The 16,714-nt window shown below is 31.6% G+C and carries 13 protein-coding genes, 1 pseudogene and 1 CRISPR repeat array; of the genes and pseudogenes, 13 read left to right on the top strand and 1 reads right to left on the bottom strand.

Features of this window, described 5'->3' with window-relative positions; translation table 11 throughout:
- Window positions 1-664: 664 nt before the first annotated feature.
- The 4 genes from cas9 (at window position 665) to LJE08_RS10085 (ending at window position 6,186) form a co-directional block, all read left to right on the top strand.
- Complete coding sequence (gene cas9 / locus LJE08_RS10100) at window positions 665-4,006, top strand: type II CRISPR RNA-guided endonuclease Cas9 (RefSeq protein ID WP_227403108.1); 3,342 nt, start codon at window positions 665-667, stop codon at window positions 4,004-4,006.
- Window positions 4,007-4,110: 104 nt separating this feature from the next.
- The gene (gene cas1 / locus LJE08_RS10095) at window positions 4,111-5,004 is read left to right on the top strand and encodes a type II CRISPR-associated endonuclease Cas1 (protein ID WP_227403107.1); all 894 of its coding nucleotides are present in this window, start codon (window positions 4,111-4,113) and stop codon (window positions 5,002-5,004) included.
- Between the two features lie 4 nt (window positions 5,005-5,008).
- On the top strand, window positions 5,009-5,317 hold the full coding sequence (cas2, locus tag LJE08_RS10090) for a CRISPR-associated endonuclease Cas2 (RefSeq protein ID WP_227403106.1): 309 nt from the start codon (window positions 5,009-5,011) through the stop codon (window positions 5,315-5,317).
- Window positions 5,314-6,186 carry a hypothetical protein gene (locus tag LJE08_RS10085; RefSeq protein WP_227403105.1) on the top strand — a complete coding sequence of 291 codons (873 nt, stop codon included), beginning with the start codon at window positions 5,314-5,316 and terminating at the stop codon, window positions 6,184-6,186. Before cas2 ends, LJE08_RS10085 begins: the two co-directional genes overlap by 4 nt.
- 44 nt (window positions 6,187-6,230) lie before the next feature.
- Window positions 6,231-7,521: direct repeats of the CRISPR family, unit length 36 nt; unit sequence GTTTTGTTACCATATGAATTTTTGCTAGAACAGAAC.
- Window positions 7,522-7,606: 85 nt separating this feature from the next.
- Here the strand turns inward: LJE08_RS10085 and LJE08_RS10080 are convergent.
- Entirely contained in the window at window positions 7,607-7,936 is a 330-nt protein-coding gene (locus LJE08_RS10080) for a hypothetical protein (protein ID WP_227403104.1), read from the bottom strand.
- Window positions 7,937-8,284: 348 nt separating this feature from the next.
- On the opposite strand from LJE08_RS10080, the gene LJE08_RS10075 reads away from it, so the two are divergent.
- The 9 genes and pseudogenes from LJE08_RS10075 to LJE08_RS10035 all read left to right on the top strand — a co-directional run.
- Window positions 8,285-8,953, top strand: a complete 669-nt coding sequence (locus tag LJE08_RS10075) for a response regulator transcription factor (RefSeq protein ID WP_186998337.1) — start codon at window positions 8,285-8,287, stop codon at window positions 8,951-8,953.
- Entirely contained in the window at window positions 8,950-9,939 is a 990-nt protein-coding gene (locus LJE08_RS10070) for a HAMP domain-containing sensor histidine kinase (protein ID WP_186998336.1), read from the top strand. The genes LJE08_RS10075 and LJE08_RS10070 overlap by 4 nt, the downstream gene beginning before the upstream one ends.
- Window positions 9,940-10,030: 91 nt before the next feature.
- On the top strand, window positions 10,031-10,798 hold the full coding sequence (locus LJE08_RS10065) for an ABC transporter ATP-binding protein (RefSeq protein WP_227403103.1): 768 nt from the start codon (window positions 10,031-10,033) through the stop codon (window positions 10,796-10,798).
- On the top strand, window positions 10,791-12,758 hold the full coding sequence (locus LJE08_RS10060; protein WP_227403102.1) for an ABC transporter permease: 1,968 nt from the start codon (window positions 10,791-10,793) through the stop codon (window positions 12,756-12,758). The genes LJE08_RS10065 and LJE08_RS10060 overlap by 8 nt, the downstream gene beginning before the upstream one ends.
- Window positions 12,759-12,865: 107 nt before the next feature.
- Window positions 12,866-13,576: an AAA family ATPase gene (locus LJE08_RS10055; RefSeq protein ID WP_227403101.1), complete on the top strand. Its 711-nt coding sequence runs from the start codon at window positions 12,866-12,868 to the stop codon at window positions 13,574-13,576.
- Window positions 13,573-14,046, top strand: a complete 474-nt coding sequence (locus LJE08_RS10050) for a 23S rRNA (pseudouridine(1915)-N(3))-methyltransferase RlmH (protein WP_186998332.1) — start codon at window positions 13,573-13,575, stop codon at window positions 14,044-14,046. Before LJE08_RS10055 ends, LJE08_RS10050 begins: the two co-directional genes overlap by 4 nt.
- Window positions 14,047-14,151: 105 nt before the next feature.
- Window positions 14,152-15,336 (top strand): phosphoglycerate kinase, encoded by a 1,185-nt coding sequence (pgk, locus tag LJE08_RS10045; RefSeq protein ID WP_117926647.1) that lies wholly within the window; start codon window positions 14,152-14,154, stop codon window positions 15,334-15,336.
- 18 nt (window positions 15,337-15,354) lie between these two features.
- A complete protein-coding gene (gene tpiA, locus LJE08_RS10040) occupies window positions 15,355-16,101 on the top strand; it encodes a triose-phosphate isomerase (protein WP_003864374.1) in 747 nt (248 codons plus the stop codon).
- Between the two features lie 134 nt (window positions 16,102-16,235).
- A pseudogene (locus LJE08_RS10035) lies at window positions 16,236-16,714 on the top strand (hypothetical protein); the annotation flags it as partial.

Raw genomic sequence — 16,714 nt, 5'->3', positions numbered from 1 at the left:
GGATTTATCCAGAGGAAACCACCTGCCATATCTAGTAGCAATTTCAATTATAAATACCCAATGTGAAAAAGACATTAAACCTCAAAATTTTTTTAAAATACATGTGTAAATCGGTAAGTTGATATTTAACATCATTCTCGTTATAATACAAATACAGAAAAGACTACTAGATATGGTGGTCACTCTGGATTAGGTAGAAGCGCTAATCCCGTTGTGAGTGGGTGGTTAGCGCTTTTTGTTTTCTTCATGAATAATAATGATAACTCGTATGAGTTGTACAATAGCTATTAAAACAATAGTTATATCAATATTAACTTGAATTTGCATACGCCTATTCCTCCATCCCGGGGATCGAAAGTCTCAAGGATTTATCCAGAGGAAACCACCTGCCATATCTAGTAGCAATTTCAATTATAAATGTCCAATGTGAAAAAGACATTCACTCTCAAAACTTTTTGAAAAAACTTCAAATTAATCTATGATGATGTTGAATAACGTATATTGTAATGTAAAGGCAAAATATAACTTGAATACGCAAATTCTGCTTTATATAAAGTGTATGCTGATAGCATACACTTTTGCTTTTTATATAGAAACGTATAGGAAATAGCTTACATAAGTGATATAATGCATATAACATAATCACTTTATGGAGGGCATTACAATGGATAATAAGTATGTATTAGGTTTAGACATAGGAATTAGTAGCTGCGGGTATGGAATTATAGATCTTGAAACAGGTAAATTTGTAGACTATGGAGTACGTTTGTTTAAAGAAGGCACAGCAGAAGATAATGTAAAACGTAGAGACGCTAGAAGTCGTAGACGTTTGACTTCAAGACGTCATACTCGAATTATGGACATGCAAAAATTGTTGAAGGAAAATGGTATAATGTCAAATGACTATCATCCTTTGCAGAATGTATATGAATTGCGTTGTAAAGGTTTAAGCGAAAAACTAACAAATGATGAATTAACGGCAGCTGTTTTACATATAACAAAACACAGAGGTAGTGTTATTGAAACTGTAGAAGAAGATGTAAAAAAGAGTGATGACGAATTAAGCTTAAAGGCTACTTTACAGCATAATGAGCAGTTGATTAAACAAGGAAAATATATTTGTCAAATTCAATTGGATAATTTAAATGATAAGGATCATATTCGTGGACATGAAAATAATTTCTCAACAAAAGATTATGTAAACGAATTGAATGAGATATTACGTCACCAGGAATTAGATGAACAACTTATTAACAAGATTATTGATATTGTTGCACGAAGAAGAGCGTATTATGAGGGACCTGGAAGTGAAAAATCACCGACACCATATGGACGATTTATAGAAGTTGATGGGCAAATTAAAGAAATAGATTTGATTGAAAAAATGCGTGGGAAATGTAGCGTATTTCCAGATGAACTAAGAGCTCCTAAAATGGCGGTAACAGCAGACTTGTTTAATTTCTTAAATGATATGAATAATTTAACAGTAGATGGTAATAAGTTATGTCCAGAGGAGAAGAAGGGAATTTTAACTATAGTTAGTCAGAAAGGGAATATTACTTTACGTCAATTGGCAAAAGAATTAAATGTGGATGAAGTTGATATTAAAGGCTATCGTATAGACAAAAATCAGAAAGCTATTTTTACTGAGTTCAAGGGATATAAGAAAATTAAATCAATTTTAGAAAAAGAAGGATATTCAATTTCATTAAATGATTATGAAATGCTAGATAGAATTATTGAAATTCTTACAAATAAAAAGGGTATACAAGAAAGAAAAGATTACTTGTATCATTTGGAGTATAGACTTTCTGATTCAGTGGTAGATACTTTAGCAAATACAACAGGAATAACAGGCTATCATTCATTATCTTTTAAAGCATTGAATTTATTAAATAAAGAATTGTTTGAATCTGAAATGAATCAAATGCAGCTGTTACATGAATTGAAGTTGTTTGACAAGAATCGTGTTTCTTATAAAGGTAAAAAGAATATTGAAGCAGATTCAGAAGCTATTTTATCTCCAGTAGCAAAAAGAGCGCAGAATGAAACTTTTAAAGTTGTAAATGCATTGAGAAAGAAATATGGAGAATTCGATTCCATTGTTGTTGAGATGACTCGTGATAAGAATTCAGATGAAAAGAAAAAGAGAATTAGTAACTACCAAAAAAATCGAGAGAATGGATCTAAAGAAATGGATAAATTTTTGAATGAAAAGGGGTATGATCCAACAAAAATTAATGGAAAAACAAGAATGAAAATTAGTTTATATTTGCAACAAGGAGGCAAGAGTGCATATACTTTTGAACCTTTAGATTTAAATCGAGTCATTAAAGATCCAAAGTATACAGAAATTGATCATATTATCCCAATCTCTATATCATTAGATGATTCTCAAAATAATAAAGTTTTAGCATTACATTCAGAAAATCAAGTGAAAGGTAATTTGACTCCTTTTATGGCATATGCAGCTAATAAATTTAATGGAATGGGATGCAGTTATTCAGAATTTAAGAAAAATGTTCTTTCTAACGATAACATTCCATACAAAAAGAAGTTGAATTTATTAAATGAAGAAAATATCACTAAGGAAGAAGTGGCTAAAAAATTTATTAATCGAAATCTAGTAGATACAAGTTATGCTTGCCGTGTTGTTTTAAATACGTTATCAGACTATTTTAAAGATAATGAGATTAATACAAAAGTTCATACTATCAATGGTCGAGTTACGGATTTGTTTAGAAAGAAAATCCATTTAGAAAAAGATCGTGATGAAGATTATTTGCACCATGCAGTGGATGCACTGATTGTGGCTTCTGTAAAGAAAATGAATCTATTAAATGGATACCTTGCAAAACAAGAACATGATTTCAATGGTTTATATAATGAAGAAACGGGAGAAATTATTACAATTCCTGATGATAAGGTATTCTTTGATGAAAGATATATTCAATATATTGTGAATTTGAAAACGTTATATCAAGAAAGTAATCAGTATTATAATCGCATGATTGATAAAGAAGATATGCATTTTAATCCAATTAAAATTTCTCATAAGGTGAATACAAAGCCAAATCGTCAGATTGCGAATGAAACTATCTACAGTACAAGAAATGTGGATGGAACGGATTACTTGATTGAAAGAATTCCTAATATTTACGATTCAAAAGATAAACGGCTTGTAGAAGATATTTTAAATGGAAATGACACAAAATATTTAATGTCAAAGCATGATCCACAGACATTCGATTTAATTAGAGGCATTGTGAAATATCATTACGAACAGTTTAAATCGGATTCAAAAATGTATAAAGTAACTAAGAAAAAAGATAAAGAAATTATTACTTTAGTTGGGGAAAATCCATTAACTAAATATAAAGAAGAAAATGGGTCTATACGTAAATATTCTAAGAAGGGAAATGGTCCTGAAATTGTGACAATGAAATTTGAAAGTGAAGTTCTCGGTAATCATTTAGATATTTCTTCAAATTATCATACAAATAATAAAAAAGTTATTCTAAAACAAATTAAGACATATAGAACAGATTTTTATAAGTGTGCAGACGGAAAGTTTAGATTTGTAACAATATATTTCAAAGATGTATCTTTCAATAGAACAAAAGGTACATATGTAATTGATAGAAAATGGTACGATGGTGAAAAAGAAAAGAAGAGAATTAAAAGTACAGATAAATTCCTATTTTCTATGCATAGGGATGAGCTTTTAGGTGTTGTGAAAGAGCAAGGACAACCATATTTTTACGATGTGTATGATGAGGTAGCGGATAAAAAAATACTTCACGACGGAGTAAATCCAGAAATTTTGTTGTTTGCATTAACTGGTGATGATAAAAAGAATGTGATTAATTTATATCCAATGTTTGCTTATAAGAAAAGACAACAAAAAGTAATAACTACAGCAAAAGATATAAGAAAATATGCTACAGATGTATTGGGAAATCTATACGAAGTGAAGGATAATAAGTTGAAATTGGAATTTAAATAGAGTATACTAAGGATGGTTATATTCTAGCAAAAATTTTTATGACCTAACAAAACAAGGGTTTATCCCGGATTCGGCTCTTCGGAGCCTTTTCTTTTACCCTTTTTATGGGCTATAGAGTTATATATATTGAAAAATGTGAGTATTTGAGACTGTATTTAGATAATTTGAAAGTGGAAATTAAAAATGACACTTTATTGATTCCTGTTTCAGATATTCAAATTCTAGTGATTGATAATTATCAGTCTAATTTGAGTGTACCTTTAATTAATAAATTAACAGATAATAATGTGTGTACCATCATTTGTGGAGTGGATCATTTGCCGAAAAGCTATATATTACCGATGAATGGACATTTTTCAAGTAGTGGGAATATTTCAAAACAAATTTGCTGGGATTCAAAACGTAAAGATGATTTACATGCAATGATTGTAAAAATGAAGATTTTAAATCAAATAGAAATATTGAAGGTCAATAATAAAGATTTTGAGGTGGAAAAGAAGCTGTATGAATTTGTAGATAGTGTTGTTTCTGGAGATAAAACGAACAGAGAAGGTTTAGCAGCTAAGATGTATTTTAGAGAACTTTTTGGTCATGATTTTATTCGATTTGAAGAAGATGTGATAAATGCTGGATTAAATTATGGTTATGCTATATTTAGATCTTTAATAACATCGATTATTGTAGCTAAGGGATATATCGCCAATATAGGCATTTTTCATAAAGGTAAACAGAATATGTTTAACTTAAGTGATGATATTATAGAAGTCTTTAGACCGGTAGTAGATCATTATGTTTACAACAATATGATGGATGATATTATTTTTAAACAATCTCATAGAGAAGCTTTAATACAATTGACAAACAAGAAAATTATGATTGATGGAAGAAAACAAACAGTAGCAAATGCGATTAGCTTTTATTTAGATTCTATATTTAACTATTTAGATGGTGAAGCCGATTCTATTTTGTATCCATTACCAGTAATATATGATTTATGATTTTATGCGATTAATATTATTTTTTGATTTACCCGTAGTATCCAAAGAAGATAGAAGAATTTATGCAACATTCAGAAAATATCTAATTAAAAATGGATATATTATGATGCAATATTCGGTATATTGTAAAATATTTGCGAATCGTGAAGCAGCAGTAAAACATGTAAATATTTTGCAAAGAAATGTTCCACAAAAAGGACAAATACGAATTTTATTGGTTACAGAAAAACAATATGCGAAGATTGAAATAATAGTTGGTGGTAAATCAAATCAAGAACAAGTCGTGAACAGCGATGCATTTATAAAATTATGAATTTGTTGACTATAAAAAATGGAACAAATAAATGGAATCTTCAAATGGATCATGTAAAATATATAATTTCAGATTCAAGTATGAATTATACATTGCTACAAGCAATTCGATTGTTTACTTCAAAAGATAAAAGTGAAAACAGAACAGAAAATAATATTAGTACGAAAATGTTTATAAACGAAAAAGAGATAGAAATTAAAAATAATATGTTCATAGAAATAACAGAAATGTATTCTCTTAATGAGGATAAAAAACTCACTACGAAATCATTGATGTTAAAATATTTGGAAAGTAAACTTCAAAATCAAGAGTATTTTGATACTATCAGTACAATTGATATATTGTTAAATTCATTATCAGAAGAAGTCAATGATGAATCATTGCTTAAAATTATGTTTAATGGAGCTAATTATAAACAATTGATAAAAATGTTGTCACCATATTATGAAGACGAATTACAAAAAGATGAATTTGATCTGACGAGAGATGAATTGATTTTGTTTCAATTGGATTTAGTTGAATATATTTCCAATCATAATTCAAAATATGATAATGTCTTTGTCTTTGGCAAACTAGATAATTTAAGTGATAAAATTCTTCAGAAAATCAATAAAATTGAGAATGTTAAATTGATGATTTTTACAAATTATTACAATAATTTAATGAATGTACAAAACACATCTTTATTGCAAGATAAAATAATAGATTTAGCAGACATGGAACAAATTTATTACGACCTATCACAAAAATCACTTCAAACATATACGTTACAGGAGGTAGAACAAATGACAATTGATTATTTACAACAAATATACACTCATAAAACACACGATATTTATCAAGAACTAGATCATTTTTCAATTAAATAATTAGTATTCTATTACATTCAAAAATGTGCTACCATATTTTTGAGGTTTTGTTACCATATGAATTTTTGCTAGAACAGAACACTATTTAAAAGATATTTTCATTGATTATGGTTTTGTTACCATATGAATTTTTGCTAGAACAGAACATTCCTTTAAGTCCAAATTGTTGTAATGAGGTTTTGTTACCATATGAATTTTTGCTAGAACAGAACTTGACTGTATCAGACTAGACCATTTGACAGGTTTTGTTACCATATGAATTTTTGCTAGAACAGAACAGGTTATTAGAAAGACAATTGAAAAATATGGTTTTGTTACCATATGAATTTTTGCTAGAACAGAACATTTGGACATGAATGAAACACTCACAGTCAGTTTTGTTACCATATGAATTTTTGCTAGAACAGAACCTAAAGCAAAGAAATACACAGACACAAATGGTTTTGTTACCATATGAATTTTTGCTAGAACAGAACTTGACGATTGAGGACTTCAATGCGAGACTTGTTTTGTTACCATATGAATTTTTGCTAGAACAGAACTTGGAGACACGAACAAGACGATCATACGATGTTTTGTTACCATATGAATTTTTGCTAGAACAGAACGATGATACCACTTACAACACTTCCAACTACGTTTTGTTACCATATGAATTTTTGCTAGAACAGAACTGCGGTATGCCTGAACAAATGTTGAACAGTGTTTTGTTACCATATGAATTTTTGCTAGAACAGAACATGGAAGTATTGTATATTGTCAATTTAATTGGTTTTGTTACCATATGAATTTTTGCTAGAACAGAACGATTTGAAGAAGAAAGAGTAAATAAACGAAGTTTTGTTACCATATGAATTTTTGCTAGAACAGAACAAAGGCTTCAACGAAACCTACGTGACCATAGTTTTGTTACCATATGAATTTTTGCTAGAACAGAACTTAGACACATTGTCTAATTTGATTAATGGAGTTTTGTTACCATATGAATTTTTGCTAGAACAGAACGTGGAAGTTATAATTATATGTATTGTCGAAGTTTTGTTACCATATGAATTTTTGCTAGAACAGAACTGCAATGGGCAAGTCTAACAGTGGCAGACAGTTTTGTTACCATATGAATTTTTGCTAGAACAGAACGAAGCGTGAAAGCTACCTTTAAAGGTTCGCGTTTTGTTACCATATGAATTTTTGCTAGAACAGAACAACACTACAGGAGGAAGCTTAATATGACTAGTTTTGTTACCATATGAATTTTTGCTAGAATAGAACGTGGAAGTTATAATTATATGTATTGTCGAAGTTTTGTTACCATAAAGATTTTTGCTAGAATATCGTTTATTTCTCTTGTGTGACATTGACTACCGCATACTCACATATACCCTCTGTTCTCATTGTAAAACCTCAACCAACAAGGCCTGAGCTAATGATTTTTGTTTGTGTAGTCTTTTCTGCCGATTAGAGTTATGTTGTTTAAATGTACTTCTTGATCATTTAGAATGATAATATTGTTTTTAGTGATTTTGTGATTGAGTTTATTTCTTGTGAATTTTGTTTTGCTTTTATGATTGCCATATACAAAATAAACAGGGGATACTTTAGTAAGTCTTCCAATTTGTTTAAATAGGATTTCCATATCTTCTTTTGATGTGGATTCATCCACGAAGTCTTTGCTAAGTAGATAGAAATTTGGCTTTACTTTTAATAATGTATTTGTGATTTCTTTTGTTGTTGTGATGTTGTAGGTGGACATATTCACAGAACCAAAAGTTACGATGTGGATATGATAGCTGATACTATTATGCAGAATATTGGTTTTCTTTTCTTGAATACGATTAATAATACAAATTATGTATAGCTCACATAGCTTTATATGTACGCATATTTCAACAATTTAATAGTAATGCGATACAGATAGGGTATCGTATTTTTTTGCTTAATTTGTTCTTTAAAAGCTTGTTTAAGAGTAAACATAAAAATACTTCTAGAATGAGAATTCCCGTTTGAAGATAGATTATACTATCGCTTCCTCTTTGTTTTATCTTACAGCATTGTTAGAAAGATTTCCTGGCTTATGCAGTATAATAAAGTGGGTGAGACTATGTATAAAATAATGATTGTAGAAGATGATGAACTCATCTCAAAAAAGTTAGAATCGTTTCTTAAATCTTGGAACTATGATGTTAATCGAGTTGTTGATTTTTATAATGTGATGGATGTATTTCAATCTTTCAATCCAGACTTAGTATTAATGGATATAACACTGCCTTATTTGAATGGATATTTGTGGACGGAAAAGATTCGTGAAGGATCCAAAGTTCCAATTATTTTTATTTCAAGTGCTACAGACAATATGAGTATTGTGATGGCTATCTCTAAGGGTGCGGATGATTTTGTATGCAAACCATTTGATTTAAATGTTCTAGCTGCTAAAATTACGGCAATCTTAAGGCGTAGCTATGACTTTGTATCCAATCATAATATCCTTGAATATCAAGGTGTACGCTTTAATTTAGATGATAATACGGTATGTTTTCAATCTTCTCAAATTGAACTGAGTAAGAATGAGGCTAAGATCCTACGTTTACTTATGGAAAAGAAGGGGACGATTGTATCTCGAGATAGTTTAATGGAATATTTGTGGAAGACGGACTTTTATGTGGATGAAAATGCACTAAGTGTGAATGTGAATCGTTTGCGTAAAAAGTTAGAGAGTATTGGCATTGTGGATTTTATTCAAACAAAAAAAGGATTGGGATATAAGATATGAAGTTGTTTAGTCATTATTTAAAAGATCGACGTTTGTTTATAGTTATATATACTTTTAGTCTTTTTACATGTTATGTTGTATTTAAACTCTATAATTTAGAACTTGAAGCTTTTACATATGCCTTTATGATTTTATGTGTATTGTTGGTAGTTTGTTTCTTTTGGGATTACTACAAATATTATAAGAAACACCAAACCTTAGTAACACTTCAATCCAATAGTAATGTTTCTTTGTCTTGTGATCTTCAAGATTTTTCATTGATGGGAGAAGATTATCATAAAATCTTAGTGGCTATGAAAGACAATCATGATGAGTATGTTATTTCTTCAGAAAACAAAATGCATGATCTAGAAGATTATTTTACGATGTGGGTACATCAGGCTAAGCTTCCCATTGCCGCTATGAAATTACTACTTGAAGATGAGGAATTGAGTCGTAGTGAAATTAAGTTACAACTCTTACGTATGGATCAATATACAGATATGGTTTTAGCCTATTTACGCTTACATAGTACGCATACTGATTTCTTATTTAAAGAATTGGAGTTGGATGATTTGATTCGACAATCGATTCGTCGCTTTTCTACAGAATTTATTCGTAAACACATTCAGTTGAGTTTTAAAGAAACCGGGGATGTTATTTTGAGTGATGAAAAGTGGCTTGTGTTTGTGTTGGAACAAATTCTTTCGAATAGTCTTAAATATACCAATGAAAATGGTTTGATATCTATATATATGAAGTCTAAACATGTTTTAGTTATTGAAGATACGGGTATTGGTATTAGTGCAAGTGATCTAAGTCGTGTGTTTGAAAAAGGATATACAGGTATGAATGGACGTAGTGATAAAACGGCAAGTGGTTTAGGTCTATATTTATGTAAAAATATTTTAGATATGCTGAATCATAAAATAACGATTGAATCTAATGTAGGTAAGGGCACTCGAGTGATATTAGACCTTACGCATTTTGAAGGAAGAATTGAGTAATCTTACAATCTTGTAAGAATAGTGTTAGCTGAATCGATGGCTGCATTTTTGAATTCTTTGTAGAATTTTGGTGTACATGGAGGTAATGAATATGGCATTATTGGAAGTAAAAAATTTAAAAAAAGTATATACAACAAGATTTACACAGAATCAAGTACAGGCATTGACCAACGTAAACTTTAGTGTGAATAAAGGCGAATATGTCGCTATTATGGGTGAGTCTGGATCTGGTAAGACAACACTATTAAATATCTTGGCAGCTTTAGATAAACCAACAAGTGGACAAGTCTTATTACATGGTAAAGATATTACGCATATTTCAGAAAAGGAAATTGCGAACTTTCGAAGAGAACACTTGGGCTTTGTATTCCAAGATTTTAACTTATTAGATAATTTTAATAATCGCGATAATATTTTCTTGCCTTTGGTTTTAAGCAAGAAAAAATATCCAGAAATGAAAAAAAGATTGGAACCTATCGCAAAACAACTAGGGATTGAGGGTATTTTAGATAAGTTTCCATATGAAATTAGTGGTGGACAAAAGCAGCGTGTAGCTGTAGCTCGTGCTATCATCACAAATCCAGATCTAATTTTGGCCGATGAGCCAACGGGAGCTTTGGATTCAAAGAGTACAGAGGAACTTTTACATTTATTTGGAACAATCAATGCGAATCAACAAACAATCGTAATGGTTACTCATTCGACAAAGGCAGCAAGTCACGCTTCTCGCGTTCTGTTTATTAAGGATGGAAAAATTTTCCATGAAATTTATAAGGGAAATAAGAATTTAGATCAGATGTACCAATGTATTAGTGATACGTTGACATTATTAGCTACAGGTGGTGTGCATCATGAGTAGAGCTTTCTATTTAAATTTAGCTGTAGATAATTTGAAGAAGAATGCGCGTACCATCATTCCTTATATATTAACGAGTGTCTTAACGACAATGATGTTGTATATGGTTGTTTCTTTGGCGAATAATCCACATTTAAATGAAATTGTAGGAGGAGCATCTATAAAGCAGTTATTAGGTTTTGGCACTGTGATTATTGAAATCTTTGCGTTTATTTTCTTGTTCTATACACATAGTTTCTTGATTAAAAGAAGACAAAAAGAATTCGCATTATTCTCTATATTGGGAATGGAAAAGAAACACTTAGCTCGAGTTTTGTTTTATGAAACATTAATAACTCTACTTGTTTCATTAATTTTAGGAATTGGATTAGGTGTTTTACTGGATAAAGCGATGTTTTTGGTTATCGCAAAAATGATTGGTGCAGACATTATACTCGGCTTCTACTTTTCTTTTATAGGTATGAGACAATGTGTTCTTGTGATTGGATTGATTTATGTATTGATCTATTTCTATTCTATGATTCGTATTCATATTTCAAGTCCGATTGAATTGCTTCATTCCGATCATATGGGTGAAAAAGAGCCTAAGGCCAAATGGTTTCTTTCCATTATTGGTATTCTTTGTCTAGGTATTGGATACTATTTATCAATTACTACTAAAAATCCTTTAAGCGCACTCTACGTCTTTTTTGTGGCTGTAGTACTTGTCATTATTGGAACGTATTTATTATTTACATCGATTTCGGTCACTTTCTTAAAATTAATGAAGAAAAACAAGAATTACTATTATAAGACGAATCACTTTATTAGTATTTCTGGCATGATGTATCGTATGAAACAAAATGCCGTAGGACTTGCGAATATTTGTATTCTTTCAACAATGGTTTTAGTCATGCTGTCGTCAACCCTTAGCATGTGGTCAAGTATTGATCGTGTTGTGGATTCACAATATCCAAGAGATTTTATTGGAACAGGATATGGGGAAGCTGCCAATATTGATTTTGATGAAATGAATGAAGAATTGATTCGTATGGGCATTGTTCCAAAGAATCTTCTTGCGTATAAAGAGTTGGGTTATGCAGGATATTTAAAGAATGGCACTTTGATTACAGATTATCGTGATGAGGGAATTAATGCCGTAAATGAAATTCAAGAATTTTATTGTCTTCCATTAAAAGATATTCAAGATTATGAAAATATCAAGGGTTCTTTAAAGCCAAATGAAATCTATGTGTATTCCAATGTAGAAAAGGCTAAAGAGAAAACTTTATCTTTATTTGGAAAAGAATATGTTGTGAAGAAACAATTAGACCACTTGAAGATGGATGAAAGAAATCCCAATGTGACAGAGCATTATTATATTATTGTGGATTCAGAAAAGACTTTAGAAACGATGCAAGAAGATCAGACAAATGTGTATGGCGACGACGCGAGTACAATATATGCTAGTTATTCATTTGATTGTGATGCGAATGATCGTAGGGTTATTGAAAAATTAACTCAAAATGGAAATATAAATAATTTTATTTGGACAAATAAATCGGATCAGAAACAAGGTTTGATTGAATTATATGCAGGCATCTTATTTATTGGAATCTTCTTAAGCTTCTTATTTATCATGGCAACCATTCTGATTATGTACTACAAACAGATTACTGAAGGCTATGAAGATAAGGATCGTTTTGAAATTATGCAAAAAGTAGGTCTAGAACAAAGTGATGTAAAGAAGGCTATTCATTCGCAAGTACTGACGGTATTCTTTATGCCATTACTTGTTGCAGGACTTCATGTTTGTTTTGCGTATCCAATGATTGAAAAGTTACTTCATTTGTTGTTTGTGAGCGATTCATGGCTTTATGTTCGAACAACATCTATGTGTTTTGTGGCTTTTGCCCTAGTCTACATTGTGATTTATGTATTAACTTCAAAAGTCTATTATGGAATTGTAAAAAGAAATGCTTAATTGGATATTGGGATTTATCTTGATTGGATTATGTATCTATATTTATTATGTAAATCATCATGGAATTTAGTACTCGAATAGAGTACTATTTTTTTTAGGTGATATATATGTTTATAAATGGATTTGACATCTTGTGGGATGAAATTGATGATTATGTGGCCGATATTAAAAGTATTCGAAGTATTGATCAATTCATGTTTAATAAGCCGGTCACTTTCTTTTGTGGAGAAAACGGAAGTGGTAAATCCACTTTATTAGAGGCTCTTGCGATTAAAAATGGATTGAATCCAGAAGGTGGAACAAGAAACTATAATTTTTCTACGTATGATTCGTATTCTAGATTGCATGAACATATGCGTTTGTGGCGTTCTAGAAAACCGGATTGGATGTATTTCTTGCGTGCAGAAAGCTTCTATAATGTCGCGACAAAAGAAATGGAGTATAGTGGTGTTTTGTCTGAAAGATATCATGATCAATCGCATGGTCAAAGTTTCTTTTCTGTATTGATGAAACAAACGAATAAAAATGGACTTTACTTTTTGGATGAACCGGAAGCGGCTTTATCTTGTCAGAATCAATTGGCATTATTATACTTGATTGAGGAATGTGTGAAACAAAATTGTCAATTTATCATTGCGACACATTCACCTATATTATTGGGTTTTCCCAATGCACAAATCTTATCATTTGATGAAGATAAGGTAGAAGAAGTGGATTATAAATCTACATCTAGCTATCAAACAATGAAATTATTTTTGGATCGGTATGATTATTTTGTGAAAGATATTCAAGAGAATAATGATGGAGGGGTATTGTGATTAAATTAATTGCGATTGGTAAGAATAAAGATAAGGCTTTACAGTCTTTAGAGAAAGAATATATGAAGCGTTTGTCGGCTTTTTGTAAGTTTAGCGAAATCGAAGTCAAGGATGAAGCAAATGAACATGTTTCTAGAGAAGCTGAAGTCTTATTGGTGAAAGAAAAAGAGGGAAATCGTGTTCTAGAAAAATTATCAGATCAAGATTTTGTGGTATTGCTTGATCTTCATGGAAAGATGATTGATTCTGAGTCGTTTGCGAAAAATTTGGATATGTGGCAAATGAAGTATTCAAATATTGTCTTTGTGATTGCGGGAAGTCTTGGACCAAGTGAAAAATTAGTTTCTAGAGCGAATTATCGTTGGAAATTATCGGATCTAACTTTTACGCATTTAATGACCCGTGTCTTGATGTTGGAACAGATTTATCGTGGTTTTATGATCAATAATGGTCGTAATTACCACAAGTAAGTGATGTAAGCGCTTTTTGTGAAATATTTTACTTGTGAAAAACTAGTCAATCAATTTATGTAGTGATATAATGGATGTGCAAAAATGACAGTAGGAGGAATATACATGACAAAGAGAACTGTTAAAGACCTTGATGTAGCTGGAAAAAAGGTCATCGTACGTTGTGATTTTAACGTGCCAAGAAAAGATGGTGTTATCACTGATGATAACCGTATCGTAATGGCTTTACCTACAATTAAATATTTAGTAGAAAACAAAGCTAGAGTTATTTTGATGTCTCACTTAGGAAAAGTTAAGACTGAAGAAGACAAAGCTAAAAACAACTTGGAATGCGTAGCCGTGCGTTTACAAGAATTGTTACCAGATGTAAAAGTAACTTTCTGCCCAGTAACTCGTGGTGAAGAATTAGAAAACGCTGTAAATGCATTAGCTGATGGTGAAATCGTATTAATGCAAAATACTCGTTATGAAAAAGGCGAAAGTAAAAACGATCCTGAATTAGGTGCATATTGGGCTAGTTTAGGTGAAGTATTCGTTGAAGATGCATTCGGATCTGTTCACCGTGCTCACGCTTCTACTGTAGGTATCCCTACAAACATTAAAGAAAACGGATTAGGATTCTTAGTTGAAAAAGAAGTTACAATGTTAGGAAAAGCTGTTGATGAACCAGCTCACCCATTTGTAGCTATCATTGGTGGATCTAAAGTATCTAGTAAGATTGATGTTGTTGACAACTTATTGAAAAAAGCTGACAAAGTTATCATCGGTGGTGGAATGGCTTATACATTCTCTAAAGCTGTTGGTGGTTCAATCGGTACTTCATTAGTTGAAGATGACAAATTGGATTTGGCAAAAGAATATTTAGAAAAAGCTGGAGACAAATTAGTTCTTCCTGTAGATAATGTAATCGCTGATGCATTCAGTGAAGAAGCTAACACTAGTGTTGCTGATGCTGGACAAATTCCTGATGGATGGATGGGATTAGATATTGGTCCTAAATCTGTTGAATTGTTCAAAGAAACTTTAGCTGGTGCTAAAACTGTAGTATGGAATGGACCTATGGGTGTATTCGAAATGCCTAAATTCGCTAAAGGTACTGAAGAAGTATGTAAAGCTATCTCTGAATTACCAGAAGCTATTACAGTAATCGGTGGTGGAGACTCTGCTGCTGCTGCAAAACAATTAGGATATGCAGACAAATTCTCTCACGTTTCAACTGGTGGTGGAGCTAGTTTGGAATATATGGAAGGTAAAACATTACCTGGTATCGCTATTATCAGCGAAAAGTAATAAGGAGATGTACTTAAGATGAGAAAACCTATTATCGTTGGAAACTGGAAAATGAACAAAAACAACGCTGAAACAAAAGCTTTCTTCGAAGCTGTTGATGGTGTTGCTGCTAGCGAAAATGCTACTTATGGAATTGGATGTCCATTTACTGATTTAAGAACTGCATTGGATCACGCTAAAAACTTAGTTGTAGCTGCTGAAAACTGCCACTTTGAAGATAGTGGAGCTTTCACTGGTGAAGTTAGTGTTCCTATGTTAGAAGAAATGGGAGTTAAATACTGCATTATCGGTCACTCAGAACGTCGTGAAATGTTCGGTGATACTGATGAAACAGTAAACAAAAAAGCAAAACGTTTAATTAAAGCTGGAATCACTCCAATCTTATGTGTTGGTGAAACAGAAGCTGATTACGATGCTGGAAACTCAGAAAAAGTAATTCGTGAAGAATTAGCTGGTTCTTTAGCTGACTTATGTCCAAAATGTGTTGGTGAAATGGTAATTGCTTACGAACCAATCTGGGCTATCGGAACTGGAAAATCTGCTTCAGTTGAAATTGCTGAAAACTGCTGTAAAATCGTACGTGACCAAGTTAAGGTTATGTATGGTGAAGAAGCTGCTGAAAAAGTACGTATCCAATATGGTGGAAGTGTTAAACCTAACAACATCGTTGAATATATGGCTCAACCAGATATTGATGGTGCATTAATTGGTGGTGCTAGTTTGAAAGAAGATAGCTTCACAGAAATCATTGAAAAAACAAAATAATTAATGATAATTTAGGCCTCAAACGAGGCCTTTTCTTTTGACAGATGCTAACCAAAAAAATAATTTAGGGTTGTTTGTGAGGTGGTTTCGTGGTAAACTAGTCATGAACTATTTTAAATAGGGGGTAGAATAAAATGAACTTTGTAGAAAATAATGGTAAAAAAGTTGCAGCGATTTTATGTGTAGCATCTGCTTTCCCTGTTGTGGCAACAGTAGTTGCAGCTAAGGAAGAACCAGGATGGCATGGTGACCGCTATGTCAATGAAGATAAAACTGTAGCAAAAGGATGGCAAGAAATCGAAGGAAAATCTTACTATTTTTCAGAAGATGGAACAGTAAATTCTTCAAAGACTGAAGAAGCAACAACAGCTAGCGTTTCAAGTAACATTACAGGGGAAGTGAAAGAAACAGTGGCAACAGCTAGTCAAGAAGCTGTAAAAGAAGAAACAGAACAAAAAGCCGCAGAAGTAGTTGAAACTCCGGTAACTACAACTGAAACTCCAGCAGAAACACCTGCTCCTGAACAGACTGAGACTCCAGCTCCTGAGCAAAATGTAACACCTGCTCCAGAACAGACTGAGACTCCAGCTCCAGAGCAAAATGTAACACCTGC

It is taken from the genome of Holdemanella sp. DFI.5.55, from assembly GCF_020593575.1.
GTDB lineage: Bacteria > Bacillota_I > Bacilli_A > Erysipelotrichales > Erysipelotrichaceae > Holdemanella > Holdemanella hominis.
The sequence above is the reverse complement of the archived record's forward strand: the minus strand, read 5'-3'. Positions and strand labels throughout refer to the sequence as shown.

Coding starts and splice junctions, on each gene's coding strand:
- cas2 (WP_227403106.1), top strand. CDS start 5,009: ATGCGATTAATATTATTTTTTGATTTACCCGTAGTATCCAAAGAAGAT.
- LJE08_RS10070 (WP_186998336.1), top strand. CDS start 8,950: ATGAAGTTGTTTAGTCATTATTTAAAAGATCGACGTTTGTTTATAGTT.
- LJE08_RS10080 (WP_227403104.1), bottom strand. CDS start 7,936: ATGTCCACCTACAACATCACAACAACAAAAGAAATCACAAATACATTA.
- LJE08_RS10065 (WP_227403103.1), top strand. CDS start 10,031: ATGGCATTATTGGAAGTAAAAAATTTAAAAAAAGTATATACAACAAGA.
- LJE08_RS10085 (WP_227403105.1), top strand. CDS start 5,314: ATGAATTTGTTGACTATAAAAAATGGAACAAATAAATGGAATCTTCAA.
- tpiA (WP_003864374.1), top strand. CDS start 15,355: ATGAGAAAACCTATTATCGTTGGAAACTGGAAAATGAACAAAAACAAC.
- LJE08_RS10055 (WP_227403101.1), top strand. CDS start 12,866: ATGTTTATAAATGGATTTGACATCTTGTGGGATGAAATTGATGATTAT.
- cas1 (WP_227403107.1), top strand. CDS start 4,111: ATGGGCTATAGAGTTATATATATTGAAAAATGTGAGTATTTGAGACTG.
- LJE08_RS10060 (WP_227403102.1), top strand. CDS start 10,791: ATGAGTAGAGCTTTCTATTTAAATTTAGCTGTAGATAATTTGAAGAAG.
- cas9 (WP_227403108.1), top strand. CDS start 665: ATGGATAATAAGTATGTATTAGGTTTAGACATAGGAATTAGTAGCTGC.
- LJE08_RS10075 (WP_186998337.1), top strand. CDS start 8,285: ATGTATAAAATAATGATTGTAGAAGATGATGAACTCATCTCAAAAAAG.
- pgk (WP_117926647.1), top strand. CDS start 14,152: ATGACAAAGAGAACTGTTAAAGACCTTGATGTAGCTGGAAAAAAGGTC.